Source organism: Methylobacterium sp. C33D, assembly GCF_053345825.1.
The window spans coordinates 22,954-42,257 of record NZ_JBKFAV010000039.1; the positions used below are offsets into that span (position 1 = coordinate 22,954).

19 protein-coding genes are annotated in these 19,304 nt (G+C 72.3%); 12 read left to right on the forward strand and 7 right to left on the reverse strand.

All coding sequences use genetic code 11. The features are described 5' to 3' along the window. Positions 1 to 372 precede the first annotated feature (372 nt). Together ACLBXO_RS25250 and ACLBXO_RS25255 are read left to right on the forward strand one after the other, a co-directional pair. The gene (locus ACLBXO_RS25250; RefSeq protein ID WP_447687106.1) at positions 373 to 540 is read left to right on the forward strand and encodes a hypothetical protein; all 168 of its coding nucleotides are present in this window, start codon (positions 373 to 375) and stop codon (positions 538 to 540) included. 620 nt (positions 541 to 1,160) lie between these two features. Further along, complete coding sequence (locus ACLBXO_RS25255; protein ID WP_331316011.1) at positions 1,161 to 1,394, forward strand: hypothetical protein; 234 nt, start codon at positions 1,161 to 1,163, stop codon at positions 1,392 to 1,394. Positions 1,395 to 2,071: 677 nt separating this feature from the next. Here the strand turns inward: ACLBXO_RS25255 and ACLBXO_RS25260 are convergent. Beyond that, positions 2,072 to 3,550, reverse strand: coding sequence for a methyl-accepting chemotaxis protein (locus tag ACLBXO_RS25260; RefSeq protein ID WP_447687107.1), 1,479 nt, complete (start codon positions 3,548 to 3,550; stop codon positions 2,072 to 2,074). 276 nt (positions 3,551 to 3,826) lie between these two features. Here ACLBXO_RS25260 and ACLBXO_RS25265 point away from each other — a divergent pair, with 276 nt between their 5' ends. Further along, positions 3,827 to 4,834 (forward strand): helix-turn-helix transcriptional regulator, encoded by a 1,008-nt coding sequence (locus ACLBXO_RS25265; protein WP_331316014.1) that lies wholly within the window; start codon positions 3,827 to 3,829, stop codon positions 4,832 to 4,834. A 93-nt stretch (positions 4,835 to 4,927) separates the two neighbouring features. Here the strand turns inward: ACLBXO_RS25265 and ACLBXO_RS25270 are convergent, their stop codons facing one another. Then, positions 4,928 to 7,018, reverse strand: a complete 2,091-nt coding sequence (locus ACLBXO_RS25270) for a prolyl oligopeptidase family serine peptidase (RefSeq protein WP_447687108.1) — start codon at positions 7,016 to 7,018, stop codon at positions 4,928 to 4,930. A 345-nt stretch (positions 7,019 to 7,363) separates the two neighbouring features. Between ACLBXO_RS25270 and ACLBXO_RS25275 the strand changes: the two genes are divergently transcribed. Both ACLBXO_RS25275 and ACLBXO_RS25280 read left to right on the forward strand, forming a co-directional pair. Beyond that, on the forward strand, positions 7,364 to 7,969 hold the full coding sequence (locus ACLBXO_RS25275) for a lipocalin-like domain-containing protein (RefSeq protein ID WP_447687109.1): 606 nt from the start codon (positions 7,364 to 7,366) through the stop codon (positions 7,967 to 7,969). 66 nt (positions 7,970 to 8,035) lie between these two features. Continuing rightward, on the forward strand, positions 8,036 to 8,470 hold the full coding sequence (locus tag ACLBXO_RS25280) for a YybH family protein (protein ID WP_447687110.1): 435 nt from the start codon (positions 8,036 to 8,038) through the stop codon (positions 8,468 to 8,470). Positions 8,471 to 8,516: 46 nt separating this feature from the next. On the opposite strand, the gene ACLBXO_RS25285 is transcribed toward ACLBXO_RS25280, so the two are convergent. The 3 genes from ACLBXO_RS25285 to ACLBXO_RS25295 form a co-directional block, all read right to left on the reverse strand. Continuing rightward, complete coding sequence (locus ACLBXO_RS25285; RefSeq protein ID WP_447687111.1) at positions 8,517 to 9,923, reverse strand: MFS transporter; 1,407 nt, start codon at positions 9,921 to 9,923, stop codon at positions 8,517 to 8,519. A gap of 83 nt (positions 9,924 to 10,006) precedes the next feature. Then, positions 10,007 to 11,530, reverse strand: coding sequence for an aldehyde dehydrogenase (locus tag ACLBXO_RS25290; RefSeq protein ID WP_447687112.1), 1,524 nt, complete (start codon positions 11,528 to 11,530; stop codon positions 10,007 to 10,009). Between the two features lie 95 nt (positions 11,531 to 11,625). Then, entirely contained in the window at positions 11,626 to 12,258 is a 633-nt protein-coding gene (locus ACLBXO_RS25295) for a GntR family transcriptional regulator (protein WP_447687113.1), read from the reverse strand. A gap of 123 nt (positions 12,259 to 12,381) precedes the next feature. Here ACLBXO_RS25295 and ACLBXO_RS25300 point away from each other — a divergent pair, with 123 nt between their 5' ends. Both ACLBXO_RS25300 and ACLBXO_RS25305 read left to right on the forward strand, forming a co-directional pair. Beyond that, positions 12,382 to 13,170, forward strand: a complete 789-nt coding sequence (locus ACLBXO_RS25300) for an alpha/beta fold hydrolase (RefSeq protein WP_447687114.1) — start codon at positions 12,382 to 12,384, stop codon at positions 13,168 to 13,170. A 95-nt stretch (positions 13,171 to 13,265) separates the two neighbouring features. Further along, positions 13,266 to 13,505 (forward strand): Lrp/AsnC ligand binding domain-containing protein, encoded by a 240-nt coding sequence (locus ACLBXO_RS25305; RefSeq protein ID WP_273564822.1) that lies wholly within the window; start codon positions 13,266 to 13,268, stop codon positions 13,503 to 13,505. Positions 13,506 to 13,526: 21 nt separating this feature from the next. Here the strand turns inward: ACLBXO_RS25305 and ACLBXO_RS25310 are convergent, their stop codons facing one another. Beyond that, entirely contained in the window at positions 13,527 to 14,135 is a 609-nt protein-coding gene (locus tag ACLBXO_RS25310) for a helix-turn-helix domain-containing protein (RefSeq protein ID WP_012329665.1), read from the reverse strand. 214 nt (positions 14,136 to 14,349) lie between these two features. On the opposite strand from ACLBXO_RS25310, the gene ACLBXO_RS25315 reads away from it, so the two are divergent. The 5 genes from ACLBXO_RS25315 to ACLBXO_RS25335 all read left to right on the forward strand — a co-directional run bounded on the left by ACLBXO_RS25315 (position 14,350) and on the right by ACLBXO_RS25335 (position 18,542). Further along, complete coding sequence (locus ACLBXO_RS25315) at positions 14,350 to 15,678, forward strand: MFS transporter (protein WP_447687115.1); 1,329 nt, start codon at positions 14,350 to 14,352, stop codon at positions 15,676 to 15,678. A gap of 93 nt (positions 15,679 to 15,771) precedes the next feature. Then, on the forward strand, positions 15,772 to 16,173 hold the full coding sequence (locus ACLBXO_RS25320; protein ID WP_447687116.1) for a RidA family protein: 402 nt from the start codon (positions 15,772 to 15,774) through the stop codon (positions 16,171 to 16,173). Between the two features lie 20 nt (positions 16,174 to 16,193). Then, positions 16,194 to 16,763 carry an MOSC domain-containing protein gene (locus ACLBXO_RS25325; protein WP_447683051.1) on the forward strand — a complete coding sequence of 190 codons (570 nt, stop codon included), beginning with the start codon at positions 16,194 to 16,196 and terminating at the stop codon, positions 16,761 to 16,763. Between the two features lie 14 nt (positions 16,764 to 16,777). Beyond that, positions 16,778 to 17,725: a PDR/VanB family oxidoreductase gene (locus ACLBXO_RS25330; RefSeq protein ID WP_447687117.1), complete on the forward strand. Its 948-nt coding sequence runs from the start codon at positions 16,778 to 16,780 to the stop codon at positions 17,723 to 17,725. 208 nt (positions 17,726 to 17,933) lie between these two features. Beyond that, on the forward strand, positions 17,934 to 18,542 hold the full coding sequence (locus tag ACLBXO_RS25335) for a helix-hairpin-helix domain-containing protein (protein WP_447687118.1): 609 nt from the start codon (positions 17,934 to 17,936) through the stop codon (positions 18,540 to 18,542). A gap of 65 nt (positions 18,543 to 18,607) precedes the next feature. Here ACLBXO_RS25335 and ACLBXO_RS25340 read toward each other — a convergent pair whose 3' ends face one another. Continuing rightward, on the reverse strand, positions 18,608 to 19,021 hold the full coding sequence (locus ACLBXO_RS25340; RefSeq protein WP_447687119.1) for a thioesterase family protein: 414 nt from the start codon (positions 19,019 to 19,021) through the stop codon (positions 18,608 to 18,610). Positions 19,022 to 19,304 lie beyond the last annotated feature (283 nt).

Here is a 19,304-nt window from a genome sequence, read left to right on the forward strand (position 1 = left end):
GTCATCCGGTCAACTGTCGCGAGTGAGGACGATCGTCGGTCCGGCGGTCACGATCGTCTCGGCTCGTTCGGGCCGAATGTCGGCGTTCGACAGGGAAACTAGACCGATGTTTGCCGCGAATGCGTGCGAGCGCGCACAATCGTCAGTATCGGATCGGATCTGACGTCTATTCGAGGCGGTGGCCCTGTACACGGAGGCCGCGCCCCACGCGACGGCGGCCAGGGCCCCGGCGCCGGCGTCGCGGGTGGGCCGGGCTGTCTCCGCCGGGACCCGGCGGCCGGGCGTTCGCTTTCCGTACTCATGTGGCATCGGGGTGGCAGTCGGCGCGCGGCGGCTCCGCTACGGTGGGGACGTCTCCGCGAGGCGCCCCTGATGCTCATCCCCGCCCTGACCATCCGCCGCCTCCTCATGCTGGGCCTCGTGGTCGTCGCCCTGGTCGCGCTCGCGGACGGCGTGGCCCGTCATGAGCTGCGCACGGCCGCCCACGCGATGACCCTCGCCGACGCCGCCCCGCAGGCGGATCGCGCGTCCGGTGAGTAGGCGGACGCCCGCCGCGGCGCTGGCAGCGGAGACGGCCGGCCTGCCGGGCCTGGAGCGCGCCTGACAGGGCTGCGTCCGCGCGGCCTTCGACCCGCAGTCGGCGCACCGGAGCAGGCCCGGCCGGGAGCGGGTCGCCCAGGACACGGGCAAGCCGCGGGAGGACGCCTACGTGGCCGCCCGGATGGCCGCCCGGATGGCCGCTCGGCCGATCGACGCGAACCGCCCTGCCCTGGCCTGGCCTGGCCTGGCCTGGGCCAGGACCTGGATGGCCGCCCTGGTGGATCCCCCGAGGGACTGGGTCGCCGCGCTGCATCGCTGAGCCCCCGCCCCGGCGATCGGGCCGGATCGGCGCGCCCTTCACCGCGCGCGGCCGGCCATATCCAGGTTTTCCACATCTCTATTGGAAGTTCGATCCGAGCATTCACGCCATGAAGGTGCATCCATTTCCGCTGTTCGCGCGTTCCAGTCTCGAACCGACCGATATTTCGGTACGATTTTAGACATAAAGGAGATGCGAATGCTGCGCGGTGGTTTGCTGTGGCTGCTGGGAATCCCGCTGCCGATCATTCTGTTGCTGTATTTCCTCGGCGTGTTCCACTAGTCACCGGCAGGCGGACGTCGTGCCCTACACGGTCGAGATCACAACGCCGCCGGTGCAGAGCGACGGCGCCGAGCAGGCGTCGCGGATGTACCAGTTGCCGGATCCGTTCAGCACGCTGGCCGAAGCCAGGGAGGCGGCGACCGCGCATATCGCGGGACTCGGCCTCGATCCGGCCGGCGTCCTCTACACCGTCTTCGACCGTGAGGGATTCACGGTCGCGTCCAACGCGGAACAGGACGCCGAGGCCGGATGAATCGGCTCCCGGGACGGCACGCCGTCCCGCGTCGCGACATCCCCTGTGCCCGCAAGGTGGACCGATGAGGTCCGGTCGACATGCGGCCCGGGATCCTCGCGGGAACCGATGCTCCGCAGGTGCTCTCGGACACGCCCGGGCCGGGAGCCCGGGCGTAGATCGGGGCCACACCGCGAACAGGGTCGTGGCCCGGTCGCGATCCTGATGGAGACGACGATGACCTGGACCAACCGCATCACCCTGGCCGCGACCCTGATCGCCGGCGCCGTCGCCCTCGCGACCTACGCGCAGGCCCTCAGCCTGCCGGCGCATTTCGCCTGAGCGGGACCGGCCCGGCGACTGGCGCGCCCGCCGGGGCCGCCTGAACCGGCGCCGAACGGTTCCGCGGCGCAGCGTGACTCTTCGCACCGCACGCGCCCGGCCGATCCGGCATCATCGCTGCAGTTGGTGATCCCGGGTCTCCGAGACCCGCTGCTCGATGAGAGGCGTGCACGACATGGTCCTGAAGGGTTTCTCCTACGCGATGATCGGCGCCTTCCTGGGCGGCCTCGCAATGACGGTCGCCGGCTCGGCCGGCGTGCTCATGGGCCTCTGAGGCGGGAGCCTCTCCCCTGCCGGCGGCCCCGCCTTCGCGGTCCCGCCCGCCGGGAGCCCGACACCGGCGCGGCGCCTTCGGCTCAGCGCACGGCGCGCGCGGCCTCGCGGACCTGACGCGTCGCCGCGTCGACGCGGTCGCTCGACCGGGCGATGGCGTCCATGCCGCCCGCGATCGTCGCCACTCCCTGGGCCGCCGCCTGCATGCTGCCCGACATCTCGCGGGTGACGGCGGATTGCTGCTCCACCGCGGCGGCGATCGCTCCGGACACTTGGTCGAGCGCCCGGATCGTCGCCTGGATCGAGCCGATCGCGTCGACGGCGTCGCGGGTGGCCGCCTGCGTCGCCACGATCTGCCCCCGGATCTGATCGGTCGCCCTGGCGGTCTGCTCGGCGAGGGCTTTGACCTCGGAGGCGACCACGGCGAAACCCTTGCCGGCCGTGCCGGCGCGCGCGGCCTCGATCGTGGCGTTGAGGGCCAGCAGGTTGGTCTGCGCGGCGATCCCCTGGATCATCGTGACGACCTCGCCGATCTGCGCGGCCTGCCCGCTCAGCCCCGCGACGATCGCGCCGGTCTGCCTCGCCTGCTCGACCGCCTCGCCGGCCCTGCGCGCGGCGCGACCGACCTGCTGGCTGATCTCGCCGACCGAGGCCGACAATTCCTCCGCACCCGAGGCGACCGACTGGATGTCGCCGGACACGCGTCCGGCCGTCTCGACCGCCGCGACCGTCTGCCGGGCCATGTCCTCGATCGCGGAGCCGATCGCGTCGAGGTCTCCGCCGATCACCCGCTGCGCCTCCACCCGCCGCTGGCGGTCGCGAACCTGCGCGGTGATGTCCGCCGCGAACTTGACGACCTTGACCACGCGTCCGTCGGCATCGAGGATCGGGTTGTAGGTCGCCTGGATCCAGACGTCCCGGCCGTCCCGGGCCACGCGCCTGAACTCGCCCGCGGCGAACTCGCCCTGTCCCAGCTTGTCCCAGAAGGCCCGGTAGGCGGGCCCCGCCCGCTCGTCCGCATCCACGAACAGGCTGTGATGCTGTCCGACGATCTCGTCCAGCCGGTAGCCCAGCGCGTCGAGAAAATTGGCGTTGGCGTTGAGGATCACGCCCGTCGGATCGAAGGCGATCACCGCCTGGGACCGGTGCAGCGCGGCGATCTGGCCGTTCAGATCCAGGGTCTGTGCCTTCAGGACGGTGATGTCGATCGCGAAGGTCACGATCTTCTCGATCCGGCCGTCGGGCCCGGACACGGGGACGTAGCTGGACTGGAGCCAGATCTCGCGCCCGTCCTTGGTGACGCGCTGGAACTCGTCGCCCGAGACGGTGCCGGCGCGCAGGTCGTCCCACAGCGCGCGCTCGGCGGCACCGCCCTGGTGACGGACCGGCACGAACAGGCTGTGATGACGGCCCTGAATCTCCGGGAGGCTGTAGCCCGTCAGGTCCAAGAACGCGGCGTTGGCCGTGCGGACGACCCCGTCGATTCCGAACTCGACGACGGCCAGGGCGCGCCCCAGCGCCGTCAGCCACGCCCGCTCGCGGGAAGAACACAAGTGCAGCATCGAGGCGACCCGCGATAAGTGCGAAGGGATCGGCGAGACCGGGATCCGTTCGGGGACGTTCGCCCCTCCATGTAGATGTCGCCGCTGAACAAGTTCTTAAATCTCAGTATTCGCGATAATTCCATCTGTTCGCGATCTTGATAATTCCGATACCTGCGACTTGATCGACAAAAGGGTCGGGATACGCTTGCCCTGCAGCGCGTACGCGGCCAAATAGTTCGGCGGTCCGCGACTATCGAGATCGCCCGGATCGGCCGCGCTCCCCAGACGATCGACATGAAGGCAGCAGATCAGACGCGCCGCGATCCGAGCCTGTGGCGACCGCAGGCCCGGTTCTCGGCCACCATCGCCTCCCTGAACCAGCTTCGGTCGTTCAACGACACCGGCGGCATCGCGGTCTATCTGGACGTCGCGCGCGCCGCGGCGCCGGCGATCGAGATCTCCGGAAGTCAGACCGAGATGCTGAGCTTCTGGGAGACACGGTCGCCGAGCGGCTTCGTCACCACCCCGAAATTCTCCGCGGGCCTCCTGACGGTCCGCTTCGTCACGCGGGGCCAGATCGTCTACGCCCATCGCCGGGGCGACATCCTGGCATCGCCGGCGATCGCCGCCCTGACCGGTTTCGACGACCTGCGCGAGGTGCGCGCCTCGAGCGCGGTCGGGGCCGTGAGCGCGACGATCGCCGTCGACGCGCTCGCCGCTGCCAACGACGCCCTCACGGGGCGCGATCGCGCCGCCCTCCCGGCCCTGGCGCCGATCGCCGACATGACGATGCCCGGCCTGTGGGCCCTGTTCTGCACGATCCGGCTGATCCGGCGCCGCCTCCAGGACCTGGACCGGGAGGCGGACCTGATGCTGCCTCTGCTTCAGGAGGTCATGAGCTACCAGTTGCTCTCCGCCTGGCCGAAGCGGGCCGCCGTACCCGCCGCGCCCACCGGCGACGTCGCCGCGTCGCATCTCCGGCGGGCGATCGAGTACATCGAGGCGAACCTGCCGACCGCCATGACCCTGGCCGATATCGCGGCCGCGGTGGGGACCGGTGTCCGATCGCTGCAGAACGCGTTCCGGAAGGAGCTGGGCCGGACGCCGGTTCAGTTCATCATCGAGCGCCGTCTGACGCGGGCCCACGAGGACCTGACCGCGATCGCGGCGCCGCGCCGGTCGATCGCCGCGATCGCCCGGGCTTGGGGATTCGCCCACATGGGCGATTTCGGGCAGCGCTACCGCCGCCGCTACGGCTGCACACCGTCCGAGACGCGCCGCCAGCACGACCGCGCCCGATGAGGTCCCCGGCGCCTGTCGGCGGCCGGTGGGCGACGGGGCAGACCGGCGCGCCGCAGCCCGGTCGCGCCGCCGCGGCTCGGGCCGAGGCCGCGCTCACGCGACCGGGTCATCCCACCCGATGGCGCGGCGCAGGAAGGTCAGCCCCAGCGCCCTGAACGCCGCCGCCTGCGCGCTGTCCTTGCCGGCGCCGTGCCCGCCCGTCGCGGGCTCGTAGAAGGCGACGTCGCAGCCGAGGACGCGGAGCTTCTGCGCCATCTTGCGCGCGTGGCCGGGATGAACCCGGTCGTCGCCGCGGCTCGTGGCCAGCAGGATCGGCGGATAGGGCCGCCCGGCCTCGGCCGCGTGGTAGGCGGAGATCCCGGAGAGGAACGCCCAGTCCTGCGGATCGTCCGGATCGCCGTACTCCCCGATCCAGCTCGCGCCGGCCAGGAGCTTCGTGTAGCGGCGCATGTCGATCAGCGGGATCGTGCAGGCCAGCGCGCCGAACCGCTCCGGGTAGCGGGTGAGCATGTTGGCGATCAGCAGGCCTCCGTTCGAGCCGCCCTCGGCCGCGATCCGGCCCGGCCGCGTCACGCCGCGGGCGACGAGATCGGCGGCCACCGCGGCGAAGTCGTCGTGCGCCCGCGCCTTGCCCTCGCGCCGGCCCGCGTGGTGCCAGCGGGTGCCGAACTCGCCGCCGCCGCGGATGTTGGCGGTCACGCAGGTGCCGCCGCGCTCCAGCCAGAGCTTGCCCAGCACGGGCTGGTAATCCGGCAGGCGCGAGAGCCCGAACCCGCCATAGGCGGTCAGGTAGACGGGGGCCGCACCGGTCTCGGCCTCCGGCCCGACCTGAACGTAGGGAACGCGCGTCCCGTCCGCCGACCGGGCCTCGTGGCGCGTCACCCGGACGCCGCGCGCATCGAAGGCCGGGGGCGCCTGACGCAGGATGGCCGGGGCGTCGAGCGCGGGCGGGAAGGCGAGCAGCGCCGGCGGCGTCACCGGATCGTGGGCCAGCGCCAGCAGGGCTCCGTCCGCCCGCTCCGGATCGCCGTCGAGGGGCCAGAGATGGACGGATCCCAGGGCGGGCAGCCCGGCGAGGGGCCGCTCGGTCCAGCCGCCCGGCCCCGGCTCGAAGATCCGGTAGGTCGGACGCAGGTCCTCGAGCACGTCCACGATCAGCCGCCCGGCCGACCAGAACACGCCCTGGAGGGCGCGCCGCTCGTCCGGCTGCCAGAGGACCGTGAAGGCGCGACGTCCCGCCAGCAGGTCGGGGAGCGCGATCGCCAGCACCGTGTCGGTGGCGTAGGCGACGCCGTCCACCGTCCAGGGCCGCCGCGGCCGCACGGACAGGTGGTTCCGGTGCAGCTGGACCCCGGCATGGGTGGGCAGGTCGAGGCGCGCGCGCAGGCCGGTGCGGTCGCCGATGTGGATCGCCGCGTCGAAGAAGCCGAGCCGCTCGACGACCGTGATCCGCTCGGCCCCGGTCTGCCGGTCGGCCGCGCCCCAGACATCCATGCTGGTCTCGGCGGTCTCGAACAGGACGGGGGCGTCGCGCGGATCCGTGCCGCGCGCCCAGAGCCGGACGGTGCGCGCGTAGCCGGACCGCGTGGCCATGCCCGGGCCGAGGGCGCTGGACAGGAGCACGGTGTCGCGATCGAGCCACGTCGCGCCGCCCTTGCCCTCGGGCAGGACGAAGCCGTCGGCCACGAAGGTGCGGGTATCCGGGGCGAACTCGCGCACCACGGCCGCGTCCTTGCCGCCGCGGCTGAGGCGCACCAGGGCGCGATCGAGGTCGCCCTTGAGGATCGCGGCGCCGGCCCAGACCCAGTCCTCGCCCTCGGTCGCCGCGAGGCTGTCGAGATCGAGCAGGATCTCCCAGTCCGGGACCGCGGCGCGGTAGCCGGCCTCCTCGACGCGGCGCCACAGGCCGCGCGGATGCGCCTCGTCCGTCCAGAAATTGTAGAGCCCGGTGCCGAAGCGCTGGACGAACGGGATCCGTCCCGGCCGGTCGAGGAGGTCGCGGGCGATGTCGCGGTCGCGGCGGAAACCGGCATCGCCGTAGCGGGCGAGCGTCTCGGCGTTGCGCGCCTCGACCCAGGCCAGCGCGTCGGGCCCGTCGACCTCCTCCAGCCAGAGGTAGGGATCGTCGTCGGGCCGCGCGAGCGTCGGCCTGGGGTCGGGATGGGGGTCGGTTTCCGCGGACATCAGTGGGAGCGTAGCCCCTGCGCGCCGCCCTCGAAAGGCGCGCGGCATTCCTCCGACGAGCGGTCAATCGTCTCGGACGCGCAGATGTTCGCACGCCTCGCGCAGGTGGGGCGGCGCAGGTGCAGCGGAGGATCCGGCCGCGCGGATCTGGAACGTCCCGCGCGCCCAGACATACCGGGCTCTCCAGCTTCGTGCGGATATCGGCATCGCTTGGACTGTTTTCGATCCAAAAAATATCAACACATCTGACTTGCATCACCATTGTGGATCGTATTCAATAATCGTCTGGCCGTGTACGCTCCGTTCGTACTCTGATTCCCCACATCCGTCTCGGGGGTCGCAACGATGCGCGTCGTCGAGCAAGGGTTCCGCTGGTTTCGACGGAAGGGACGCGGCGCGGCCCCGGCGCGCGGTCTCGGCCGGACGGCGACGGTCGGCCTCGTGGCCGCCGTCGTGGCCGCCGTCTTGGTCGCCGTCGTGGTCCCGGGCGGGCTCGGCGTCTCGGCGGGAGGTGCGCTGGACCCGGACGCGGTCGTCGGGACCTGGCGCCTCGCCGCGGCCACGCGCCGGATCGTCGACACGGGCGAGACCGTCGACGCCTATGGCGGCCCGAAGCCGACCGGGTGGATCCACTACGGCCGCGACGGGCGCATGATGGTGGTCTGCGCCCACCAGGGCCGGGAGCGGCCGATCGCCAACGACAAGATGTCCGACGCGGACCGGATCAGGCTCCACAAGACCTTCTTCGCCTATGCCGGGACCTACCGGTTCGAGGGCGACCAAGTCGTCCACGACATCGACACGTCCTGGAACGAGGCCTGGACCGGGACCTCCCAGGTCCGGCACGTCGCGCGGGAGAACGGGCGGCTCGTCCTCACGACGGTGCCGTTCAAGTTCAACGTCGACGGCAGGATGAGCGTCATCACTCTGACCTGGGAGAGATACCCTTAGCCCGCCCCCGCAGATCCTGTGCCGTCACGCTCTCATCAACCAGAACATTTCACGATGGAGGAAGACATGCTGCGTCCCCACGTCCTGCACGCGACCGTACTCGCTGTCGCCCTGATGACGCCGAGCCTGTGCCGGTCGGACACCGTGCAGGCCGACGCGCAGAGCGCCGCGAGCCAGTGGGACGCGGCGTATAACGGCGGCGACATGGACGCGCTGGCCAAGCTCTACACGCCCGACGCGATCGTCGTCACGAAGGGCATGCCGCAGACCAGCGACGGCATTCAGAAGTTCTTCGCCGGGCTGAAGGCGAAGGGGTGGGACGAGCACAAGACGACGGTGAAATCGGCGCTGCCGAAGGACAACCTGCTCATCGTGTCCGGCCGCTGGGAGATGACCGGCCCCGGGGACGGAGGCGCGCGGAAGAAGTTCGAGGGCAACTGGGTGAACGTTCTGGAGAAGCGCGACGGCGCCTGGCGCACGGTCCTGCACACCTGGAACTGATCGCTCCGCCCGGCCGTGTTCCGGCCGGGCGGAGCCGCTTCCGGTCTCAGTGGATCGGGCGCGGCACCGTGCCCCGCGCCCGGGCGGCCGGGTCGCCCTCGGCCGGCGCGACGCCGGCCTCCAGGCTCTCCAGGCTCTGGCTGCGCGGCTCGACGCCGAACGCCGCGACCGCCACGATCTGCAGGGCGAGCAGCCCGATCATCAGGCCGGTCACGCCCGCGATGCCGTAGGCCTCGAACAGGGTCACGACCAGGAAGGGCGTCACGATGGTCGCCCCGCGCCCGACCGTGTTGCACAGGCCCGAGGCCCGCAGGCGCACCTCGGTCGGGAACAGCTCGGGGATGTAGATCCCGAACAGCAGGGCCACCAGCACGTAGATCGGCACCGTCAGCCCGAACCCGACCAGCGGCAGCAGGACCGGATCCAGGGTCATCGGGTAGAGGATCCCGAACAGGATGGCCGTCGCCGAGGCGCCGATGATCGTCGGCTTGCGGCCCCAGCGGTCGGCGGTCAGCGCGCCGATGGCGCTGCCCACCGGCGCGCCGAGCCCCATCAGCAGCGCGTAGCCGAAGGAGGTCGCCACCGAGAGGCCCTGCCGGATGAAGAAGGTCGGCAGCCAGGTCACGAAACCGTAGAGCAGGGTGTTGATCACCACGAGGCACAGGCAGCCCAGCAGCAGGCGCGACAGGAGCGGCGGCCGGAACAGGGCGGCGAGCCCGAGCTGCGTGACGGGCGCCATGGCGGCGGCGGGCGGCAGGGGCGCGCCGCGGCTCGCCTCGGCCTCGATCGCGCGCATCAGCGCCTCGGCCTCGGCGTGGCGCCCCACGGCCTCGAGCCAGCGCGGCGATTCCGGCAGGCTCTTGCGGGCGTACCAGACGGCGAGCGCGCCGAGACCGCCCAGCGCGAACATCGCCCGCCAGCCGAAGGCGGGGATGATCAGGTAGCCGATCAGGGAGGCGGCCGGCAGGCCCGTGACGACGAACACCGCCATGAGGCCGAGGAAGCGCCCGCGCGAGCGCGCCGGCACGAACTCGGTCATGGTCGAGTAGCCCACGACGTTCTCGGCCCCGAGCCCCACGCCCATGATGAAGCGCAGCACGATCAGCACCGTCATGTTCGGCGCGAAGGCCGCCGCGAGCGCGGCCAGCCCGAAGACCAGGAGGTTCGCCTGGTAGGTGAAGCGCCGCCCGTAGCGGTCGCCGAAGAAGCCCGTCAGGAACGAGCCCGCCATCATCCCCACGAAGGTGGCCGAGACGAACCACGCGTTCTGCGGCAGGGTCGAGAAGCCGCTCTTCAGGGTCGCGCCGAGCACGGTGGCGGCGATGTAGATGTCGAACCCGTCGAAGAACATGCCGATCCCGATCAGCCACATGATGCGGCGATGGAACGGGCCGATCGGCAGGCGGTCGAGGCGGCCTCCGGCGTTGACCGCCGGGCTCACGGCTTCGGACATGGGGCGTTTCCTTCCTCGGGTTCAAGGCCGGCGCGGAAGGGGTCCGTCTGGCGCGGACCTCGCATCCCCCGCGCCGCCGGTCGTCAGTTCAGGCGGCGCTGGCCGGCCGTGTCGCGGTACCAGTCGAAGGGCCCGTCGCCGGTGGCGACCATCACGCTCTTCACGTCGAAATGGTCGTTGAAGCTCTCGAGGCCGCACTCGCGGCCGAGCCCGCTGTCGCCGACCCCGCCCCAGGGCGAGGCCGGGTCGAGGCGGTGGTGGTCGTTGATCCAGACGATGCCGGCCTTGACCGCGTGCGCCACCCGGTGGGCCCGGGCGACGTCGCGGGTGCGCACGGCCGCGGCGAGGCCGAAGGGCGAGTCGTTGGCCAGCCGGAGCGCGTCGGCTTCGTCCTCGAAGCGGGTGACGCTGGTGAAGGGCCCGAACACCTCCTCCTGGAAGATGCGCATGTCGGCGGTGACGTCCGCGAACACGGTGGGCTCCACGAAGTAGCCGCCCTCGAAACCCGGTACCCGGGCCGCCCGGCCGCCCGCCACCGCGCGGGCGCCCTGGTCGCGGCCGTAGCCGGCATAGGCGAGGACCCGGTCGCGCTGCCGCTCGGAGATGACCGGGCCGAGCTGGGTCGCCGGGTCGAAGGGGTCGCCGAGGCGGATCGCGGCGGTCTTGGCGGCGAGCCGCTCCACGAACTCGTCGTAGATCGAGGCCTGGACGAGGTGGCGGCTGCCGCACACGCAGGTCTGGCCGGCGCCGATGAAGGCGCCGAAGGCCGCGTAGTTCACCGCCCGCTCGACGTCGAAGTCGTCGAACACCATCACGGGGGTCTTGCCGCCGAGCTCCATGGTCTGGTGGGCGAAGACCTTCGCGGCCGCCGCACCCGCGATCCGGCCGGCCTCGGTGCCGCCGGTGAGCACGAGCTTGTTGATGTCGCCGTGCTCGGCCAGCGCCTTGCCGGTGGAGGCGCCGAGCCCCAGCACGATGTTGAACACGCCCGGCGGCAGGCCGGCCTCGGTGAAGATCTGCGCGAGCTTGAGCGTCGTGAGCGGCGTGTACTCGGACGGCTTGACCACCGTGGTGCAGCCGGTGGCGAGCACCACCGCCAGCGACTTGCACAGGATCATCAGCGGGTGGTTGAACGGGGTGCAGTTCGCCACCACGCCGATCGGGGTGCGGCGGGTGTAGTTGAGGTAGTTGCCCTCCACCGGGATGACGTCGTCGCGGCGCGCCAGCGCCACGCCCGCGAAGTAGCGGAAGAAGTCCGGCAGCCGCGAGAGCTGGGCCCGGGTCTCGTTGACCGGCCGGCCGTTGTTGGTGGTCTCCAGCCGGTAGAGCGTGTCGAGGTTGGCCTCGAACGCGTCGGCCAGCCGGTTCACCAGCCGGGCGCGCGCCCGGATGTCCATCCCGCCCCATTCCCGGCCCTCGAAGGCCGCCCGGGCCGCCTGCATCGCCCGGTCGACGTCGGCCGGCCCCGAATTGGGGATCCGGGCGATCACCGCGCCGGTGGCGGGGTTGCGCACGTCGATCAGCGTCCCGTCGCCGGCCTCGACCTCGCGCCCGTCGATGAAGTTGCCCCGTGTCTCGACGGTCGGTTCCGGCGCGTGCAGGGTCATGGCGTCTCTCCCGTGTCGGGCCCGTATCGGGCCCGTTGTCGTGCCCGTGTCGTGTTCGACCGCGTCCCTAGGCTCGGCGCCGGGCGCGGCCTCGTTCAGAGGACGATCGCGCTGCGTTCCAGGGCGGTCAGGATGCGGCGCTCGGCCTGGGCGACGTGCGCGCGCACGAGGCGGCGCGCCCCGCGCCCGTCGCGCCGCTGCACGGCGTCGATGATGGCGGCGTGCTCGTCCACCAGCTGCGCCGGGTCGCGCCCGCGGATGCCGTCGAGGCTGACCCGGACGAGCCGGTCCGCCTGCTCGACGAGGTCGCGCACGGTCGCGGCCATGCGGCGGTTCCCCGACGCCTCGGCGAGGGCGATGTGGAAGGCGCGGTTCTCCGCGATGAAGTCGGCGCCGTCCGCGACGGCGCGGAACCCGTCGAGCGCCGCCAGGACGGACTCGGGCGCGCCGGCCGCGGCCTCGGCGGCGCAGGCTGGCTCGAGGGCGAGGCGCATGCGCAGCAGATCCCGCGCGTCGGCCACCGAGATCGCGTTGATCTGATATCCCTGGCGGGCGTGAACCGTGACGAGGCGCTCGCGCTCCAGGCGCAGCAGCGCTTCCCGGACAGGCTGCCGGCTCACGGCGTAGCGCTGGGCCAGTTCCTGCTCGCGCACCTCTGCGCCAGGGCGCAGCACGCAGGCCAGGATGTCGGCGCGGATCGCCGCGTAGATGTTGTCTCGGAGCAGCACGCACGGCCTCGTCGGATCGACACATGCTGCCATTCGTGAAATATCACGTCAACCGGATTGCGAGCGAACGCGTCGGATGCGACAGCGTCGTGGAGCCGCCGGCAGCGGCGGGGGAGGTCTCGGATGCAGGCGATGTTCGCGGATGGCCAGGTCGCGGTGACCCTGTCCGGCGAGGGCCCGCCCCTCGTCCTGCTGCACTCGCTGCTCGCCGACCGGACGAGCTTCGACCGGGTCACCCCGGCGCTCGGCCGCGACTTCCGGCTCCTCCTCCCCGACCTGCCCGGCTTCGGCGCCTCCGGGCCCGCGCCGGGCGGCCTCGAGGCCGTCGCCGACCGGGTCGGCGCGGCGGTGCGCGCGGCGACCGGGGGCCGGCCGGCGGCCGGGCTGGGCAACGGCTACGGCGGCTTCGTGCTGCTGCTCTGCGCCCTGCGCCACCCCGACCTCTTCGACCGGCTCGTCTTCGCCGATTGCGGCGCCTGCTTCCCGGAGCCCGGCCGGGCCGCGTTCCGCGGCATGGCCGGCGCGGCGGCCGAGAAGGGGCTCGCGGCGATCGCCGACACGGCCATGCGCCGCCTGTTCGCGCCGGCGTTCCAGGCCGCGCATCCGGACCTGATGGCCGAGCGCCGGGCCGCCTTCCTGCGCACGGACGTCGACGTGTTCCGGGCGGCCTGCGCGGCCCTGGCCGGCCTCGACCTGCGCGCGCGCCTCTCCGAGATCCGCGCCCCGGCGCTGGTGCTCGTCGGGGAGGAGGACGAGGCGACCCCGCCGGCCATGGCCCGCGAGCTCGCGGCCGGGCTGCCGGACGCGCGGTTCGTGACGCTGCCGGACTGCGCCCACGTCCCGCAGCTCCAGGCCCCCGAGATCTTCGCCCGCGAGGTCCTGGCGTTTCTCCGCCCGCGCGCCGCCGCCTGACCGGGCGCGCGGAACGGTGCTAGGCTCGACCGCTCCGGCGGGGTCGGCGGTCCGATCCGCGCGGCCGTGGCGGCGCGCCATCGAGCGAGACGGACATGAAGACATTTTTCGTGCAGATCAAATGCGAGATCGGCAAGACTTACGCCGTGTCCGACGCGCTCGTCGCGATGGAGATCGCGTCGGAGATCTACTCCACGGCTGGGCGCTTCGACATCATGGCCAAATTCCACGTGGACAACGACGTCGATATCGGGCTGTTCGTGAACGATTTCCTCCTGCGCCTCGACGGCGTGAAGGATTCCGAGACGATCATCGCCTTCAAGGCGTTCCACTGACGCGCCCGACCGCTCCCCGGCTCAGCGGACGCGCGACGGATCGATCACCAGGAAGTACTCGCACGCTTCCGTGCCGACATTGGTGAAGGCGTGCCCGGCATCGGCCTCGAAATACAGGCTGTCGCCGGTCTCCATGATGACCGCGCGCTCGCCGATCACCGCCCGCAGGCGGCCGCGTAGGACGTAGATGTACTCGGACACGCCGCGGCGATGGGCGGTGAACTCGCCGGTGCTGGCGCCCGGCGGCAGCGTGTTGAGCACCCAGTCGATGCCGCGCCCCGGCAGGACCGGCGAGATGCAGCGCCGCAGGTAGCCGGACGCCTCGTCGCGCAGGATCGGCTGGCGGCTCGCCGGGATCAGCAGGATCTCGCGCTCCGTCGCGGGCGCCATCAGCCGCGAGAAGGTGACGCCGAGCGCCTCCGCGAGGCGGGACAGCACCACCGTCGACGGCACGGCCTCGGAGCGCTCGATCTTGGAGATCATCGAGCGGCTGACGCCCGAGCGCGCCGCCAGCGTCTCCAGCGACAGGCCCTGCTCCCGGCGCCGCCGCCGGATCTCCTCGGCGATGTGGATCTGCGGGGAGGTCTCCGTCGCTGCCGGGTCCGCCCCGATGATCGTCCTCGCCGTCATGCCCCGTCATCCGCGCCCGCGACCGGGCCGCGCGACCGGGGCGCGGCACCGAGAGAGTTGCCCCGCCTAGCGCAGGGGCCACCGAAATGCACCTTGCGCCGCACCTTGCGCCGGACCGCGCTCTTGAGCGCCTCCCGAAGCGCGAGCGACCGGACTGGCACGCCGCTTGCCTCCACAAGAATGGATTTTTATCCATCACAGTGGAGGATGTGCCGTGGCCGATACCGCGTTGCCCCTTGAGGCGTCCCCGGCTCGCGAGGCCGGCCCGGTGCCGGCCGCCGACCGGCGCCAGATCGTCTGGTCGAGCGTCATCGGGACGACGGTCGAGTGGTACGACTTCCTGATCTACGGGACGGCCACGGCGCTCGTGTTCAACAAGCTGTTCTTCCCGAGCTTCGACCCGCTGGTCGGCACGATCGCGGCGTTCGGCTCCTACGCGGTGGGCTTCCTGGCGCGCCCCCTCGGCGGGGTCATCTTCGGGCATTTCGGCGACAAGATCGGCCGCAAGGCGATGCTGTCCCTGACCATCATCATCATGGGCCTCGGCACGTTCCTGATCGGGTGCCTGCCGACCTACGCGCAGATCGGCCTCTGGGCCCCGATCCTGCTCGTGGCGCTGCGCCTGGTCCAGGGCATCGGGATCGGCGGCGAGTGGGGCGGCGCGGTCCTGATGGTGGTGGAGAGCGTCCCCGCGGAGCGGCGCGGATTCTTCGGCAGCATCGTCCAGCTCGGCTACCCCCTCGGCGTCATCGCGTCGATCGGGGCCTTCGCGCTGTGCGGCTTCCTGCCGGAGGCGGACTTCCTCGCCTGGGGCTGGCGGATCCCGTTCCTGGCCAGCGCGCTGCTGGTCGGCCTCGGGCTGTTCATCCGCCTGCGCCTGCACGAGACCCCCGCGTTCCAGCGGGTGAAGCGGCGGTCCGCGGTGGCGCGCCTGCCGGTCATGGAGATCCTCACCGAGCACCCGCGCACCTTCCTGAAGGCCGTGGGCCTCAAGGTCTCCGAGATCGCCTACGTCAGCGTCGTGACCGTGTTCTCGATCTCCTACGTGACCGGACAGCTCGGGCTGTCGCGCAGCATCATCCTGAACGGCATCCTGGTGGCGGCGGTGATCGAGCTCTTCACCCTGCCGGCCTTCGGCTGGCTGTCGGACCGCTACGGTCGCCGGACCCTGTTCGTCGCCGCCTGCCTGTTCTCGATCGCCTTCGCGTTCCCGCTGTTCACCCTGCTCGACACGCGCGACCCGACGATCATCACGCTGACCGTCGCGGTGGCCCTGAGCTTCGGCCAGGGGATCATGTTCGGTACCGGCGCCGCGTGGATGTCCGAGCTGTTCGACGCGCGCCTGCGCTACAGCGGCGCCTCCCTGGGCTTCCAGGTGGGCGCGGCCCTCAGCGGCGGCTTCACCCCGCTGATCGCCGCGGCCCTGCTGGGCTGGAGTTCCGGCGCGACCTGGCCGATCTCCGTCTACCTGATCGCCCTCGCCTGCATCACGCTCACGGCCACGCTCCTCGCCCCGGAGACGGCGCGGAAGCCGATCGACTGACCGGGTGAGCCGCCGCGCCGGACGCGCGCGGCGGCTTCCCATAGAGTGGATTATCGTCCACTATCTGAAACAGACCGACGAGAGACGAACCGCATGACGAACCGCACGACGAAGCACACTATCCGCACCGAGAAGGCCGCCCCGGCGGTCGGGCCCTACGCCCAGGGGATCCGGGCCGGCGGGCTGGTCTTCGCCTCCGGACAGCTGCCGATCGATCCCGCCACCGGCGCGTTCCCGGAGGGGGTCGAGGCGCAGACCCGGCGCTCCCTCGCCAACCTCGCCGCCGTGCTCGAGGCGGGCGGCGCCAGCCTCGCGAGCGTCGTGAAGACGACCGTGTTCCTCAAGGACATGGCGGAGTTCGCCGCGATGAACGCGGTCTACGCCGAGCACTTCCCGGGCGAGGCCCCGGCCCGCTCCACGGTCGAGGTCGCGCGCCTGCCGCGCGACGCCCGGGTCGAGATCGAGGCGATCGCGCTCGCCACGGAGGCCGCATGACAACCGAGGCGAGCAGCACGATGACCGGCGAGACCGCACCCCGCATGGTCGAGGCCTTCGCGCACGCGGCCGGATCGGCGGCCGTCCGGGTTCCAGGCGGCGCCGCCGGCTGGGTCGGCAGCCTGACCCACATCCACATCGCCCCCGCGGCGAGCTACGAGATGGAGGAGGTGTCCGAGGCCGTGTGCGTGGCCGGCCGCGGGATCGAGGGCGACCGCTACTTCCTCGGCACCGGCACCTACTCGCCCAAGCCCGACGTGCGCGAGGTCACGCTGATCGAGCAGGAGGCGCTCGACGCCCTCAACCGCAACGACCCGCCGCTGCAGGAGGGGCCGCTGCGCCTCCTGCCGGGTGACCATCGGCGCAACCTCACGGTGCGCGGCGTGCCGCTCAACCACTTGGTCGGCCGGCGCTTCCGGGTCGGCGCCGTGATCCTGCGGGGCGGGCGCCTCAACTTCCCCTGCCGCTATCTGGAGGAGCTGCTCGGGATGCCGGTCTACCTGCCGCTCTACAATCGCTCGGGCCTGAACTGCGGGATCGAGAGCGGCGGCGTGATCCGGCCCGGCGACGCGATCGAGTTGCTGGACTGACGGAGCTGCGCGCGATGACGGCCCGCCTGATCATGAAGCTGCGCGTCGCCAACGCGGTCGCGACGACGCCGGAGGTGCTGCACCTCGGTCTGGTCCATCCCGCGCGCCCGGAACTCCCCGCCTGGACGGCCGGCGCCCATATCGACCTGCGCCTGCCGGACGGGCGGGTGCGGCAGTACTCGCTGTGCGGCGACCCGGCCGACCGGGGCCGCTACGAGATCGCGATCAAGCGGGAGGCGGCCGGCCGGGGCGGCTCGGCCTGGGCGCACGAGACGCTCGCGCCCGGGGCGTTCGCCCACGTCTCGGCGCCCCGCAACAACTTCCCCCTCGACCCCGAGGCGCGCCGCCACCTGCTCGTGGCCGGCGGGATCGGGGTGACGCCCCTGCTCGCCATGGCGCGCGCGCTCGCCGCGTCGGGGGCCGACTACGCGTTCCATCTCTGCGCCCCCTCCCCCGAGCGGGCGCCGCTGCTGGCGGCGGTGCGGACGGTCTGCGGGCCGCGCCTCAGCTGCTGGTTCGGGTCCGAGGGCCGCCGCTTCGATCCCGACGTTCTCGGACCGGCCGAGGCCGGGACCCACGTCTACGCCTGCGGGCCGCGGCGCCTCATGGACGCGGTGGAGACGGGCCTGGTCGCGCGGGGCTGGCCCGTCGAGCGGGTGCACAGCGAGCATTTCGAGCCGCTCCGCGACGAGGGCTTCGCGCCGGAGCCGTTCGAGGCGCGCATCGCCTCCACCGGGCAGGTGCTCCACGTGCCCGCCGACCGGTCGCTGCTCGACGTGCTGCGCGGCGCGGGGTTCGACCTGCCGTCCTCCTGCGAACTCGGCGTCTGCGGCTCCTGCGCGTGCGGCTATCGCGACGGCACGGTCATCCACCGCGACGCGGTCCTGCCGCACGCCGAGCGCCGGAGCCGCATGATGGCCTGCGTGTCGCGCGCGCGGGGCGCCGTGACCCTCGAACTCTGACGGCGGGACCCGAGCGCGGGCGTTATCAGACGTCCGCCCGCGCGCGGGCGACGATCCGGGCTCGGCCGGGGCTGCGCCAGCGCGCCGCAGGATTCGGATCGGCGAACCTCACGCGGCGGATGGCGATGCCGCTCGGGCTGGGTTAGCCCGCCTCGATCGTGCCATCGCCGTGGGGCAGTCCCCCGCCCGCCAAGAGGAGGTTGTGAGAATGAGCCGATCCACGCTGTCCATCAGCGCCGGTCTGGCGGTGGCCGCGGTCGTTCTGGCGGGCCTCTGGGTCTCCTACGGGCCCCGTCCTCACGCGAGCCGCGACAGGCAGGCATCCGCGACGATCCCCGTGTCCAAGCAGGACCGGTCCGGGATCGACCCGCAGGGCGAGGCCATCCGGTCCGTCTATCCGGGGCCGAACGCCGGATCCGCCCAGCGCGCCGCCCCGGCGCCGCGGAACGCGACGGCCGCCCCCCCGTCGTCTCTGGCGGCAACCCCGCCCGCATCGCCGGCAGCGTCGTCGGATACCCCCGCGGCGAGCGGGGCGGCGAGGCCGACGCCGCCGCAGACGCAGGCCGAGGGCGCGCCGGGCTCCGGCCAGCCGCCGGCCTCTCCGGGCCAGGGCGTCGACCTCAACACGGCGTCCGTCGAGGAGCTGAACGCCCTCGGGGCCGGCATGATCGGGCGCAGGATCGTCGCGTTCCGGCCCTACGGCTCCCCGGAGGATCTCGTGACCCGGCGCGTCCTGAAGAAGGCCGATTACGAGGCGATCAGGGCGGCCGTCGCGGTGCGGCAGACCGACGCCGCGCGCGCGGACCGCCCGGATTGAGCGTCGAGGCCCGTCAGGGCGGGGCGCCCCGGCGCTGACGGACGCGCGCCCTCCGGGCTCCGGAGCTAGACGCGCTTCGACGCCGCGGGCTGTTTGCCGGCGAGACGTTTGCCGAGCCGCTCGATGTCGACGATCATGCGCTCGTGCGTTCCGGTCCCGATCTGCTCGGCCTCGTCCCAGGCGGCGACGCGGAACTGGATCTGGCGGCCGGCGACGCCGACCACCTCGGCCTCTGCCCGGACGCGGTGCCCGACCGGGGTCGCCGCCATGTGGGTCACGTCGACCTTCGTACCGACGGCGCTCTCGCCCGGATCGAGGTACTGGCGGACGGCGTTCAGCGCCGCGTTCTCCATGATCAGCACCATCATCGGCGTGGCGAAGACCGGCGGCAGGATGTTGTCCTTGAACTGGCTGGCCAGATGTGACGGCCCGACCAGCATGGCGAAGCTCCCCTTCGCCCCCAACGGGATGTCCTGCATGCGCGCGCTCCAGATCCGTTTCGGCCCGATGACCGGTAGGTAGGGCTGAGGGACCGCGTCCGGACATACCGGGACCTTCGCCGCACGCAGCCCAGCCCCCACCCCGCCGCCCGGACCGGCATGGGAACCCCGGACGGGATCGGGAAGCGCCCGGGTTCGGCCCGCGGCGCCGCGTCCGGTCAGCGCCGGCCGGGCCGACCGGACGCCTGCGGGAGCGGGATCACCTCGGACCAGCACGACGCTGCGCGCCCGCGGCAGGTCCCGGGCGGTGGCCGCGCCGGCG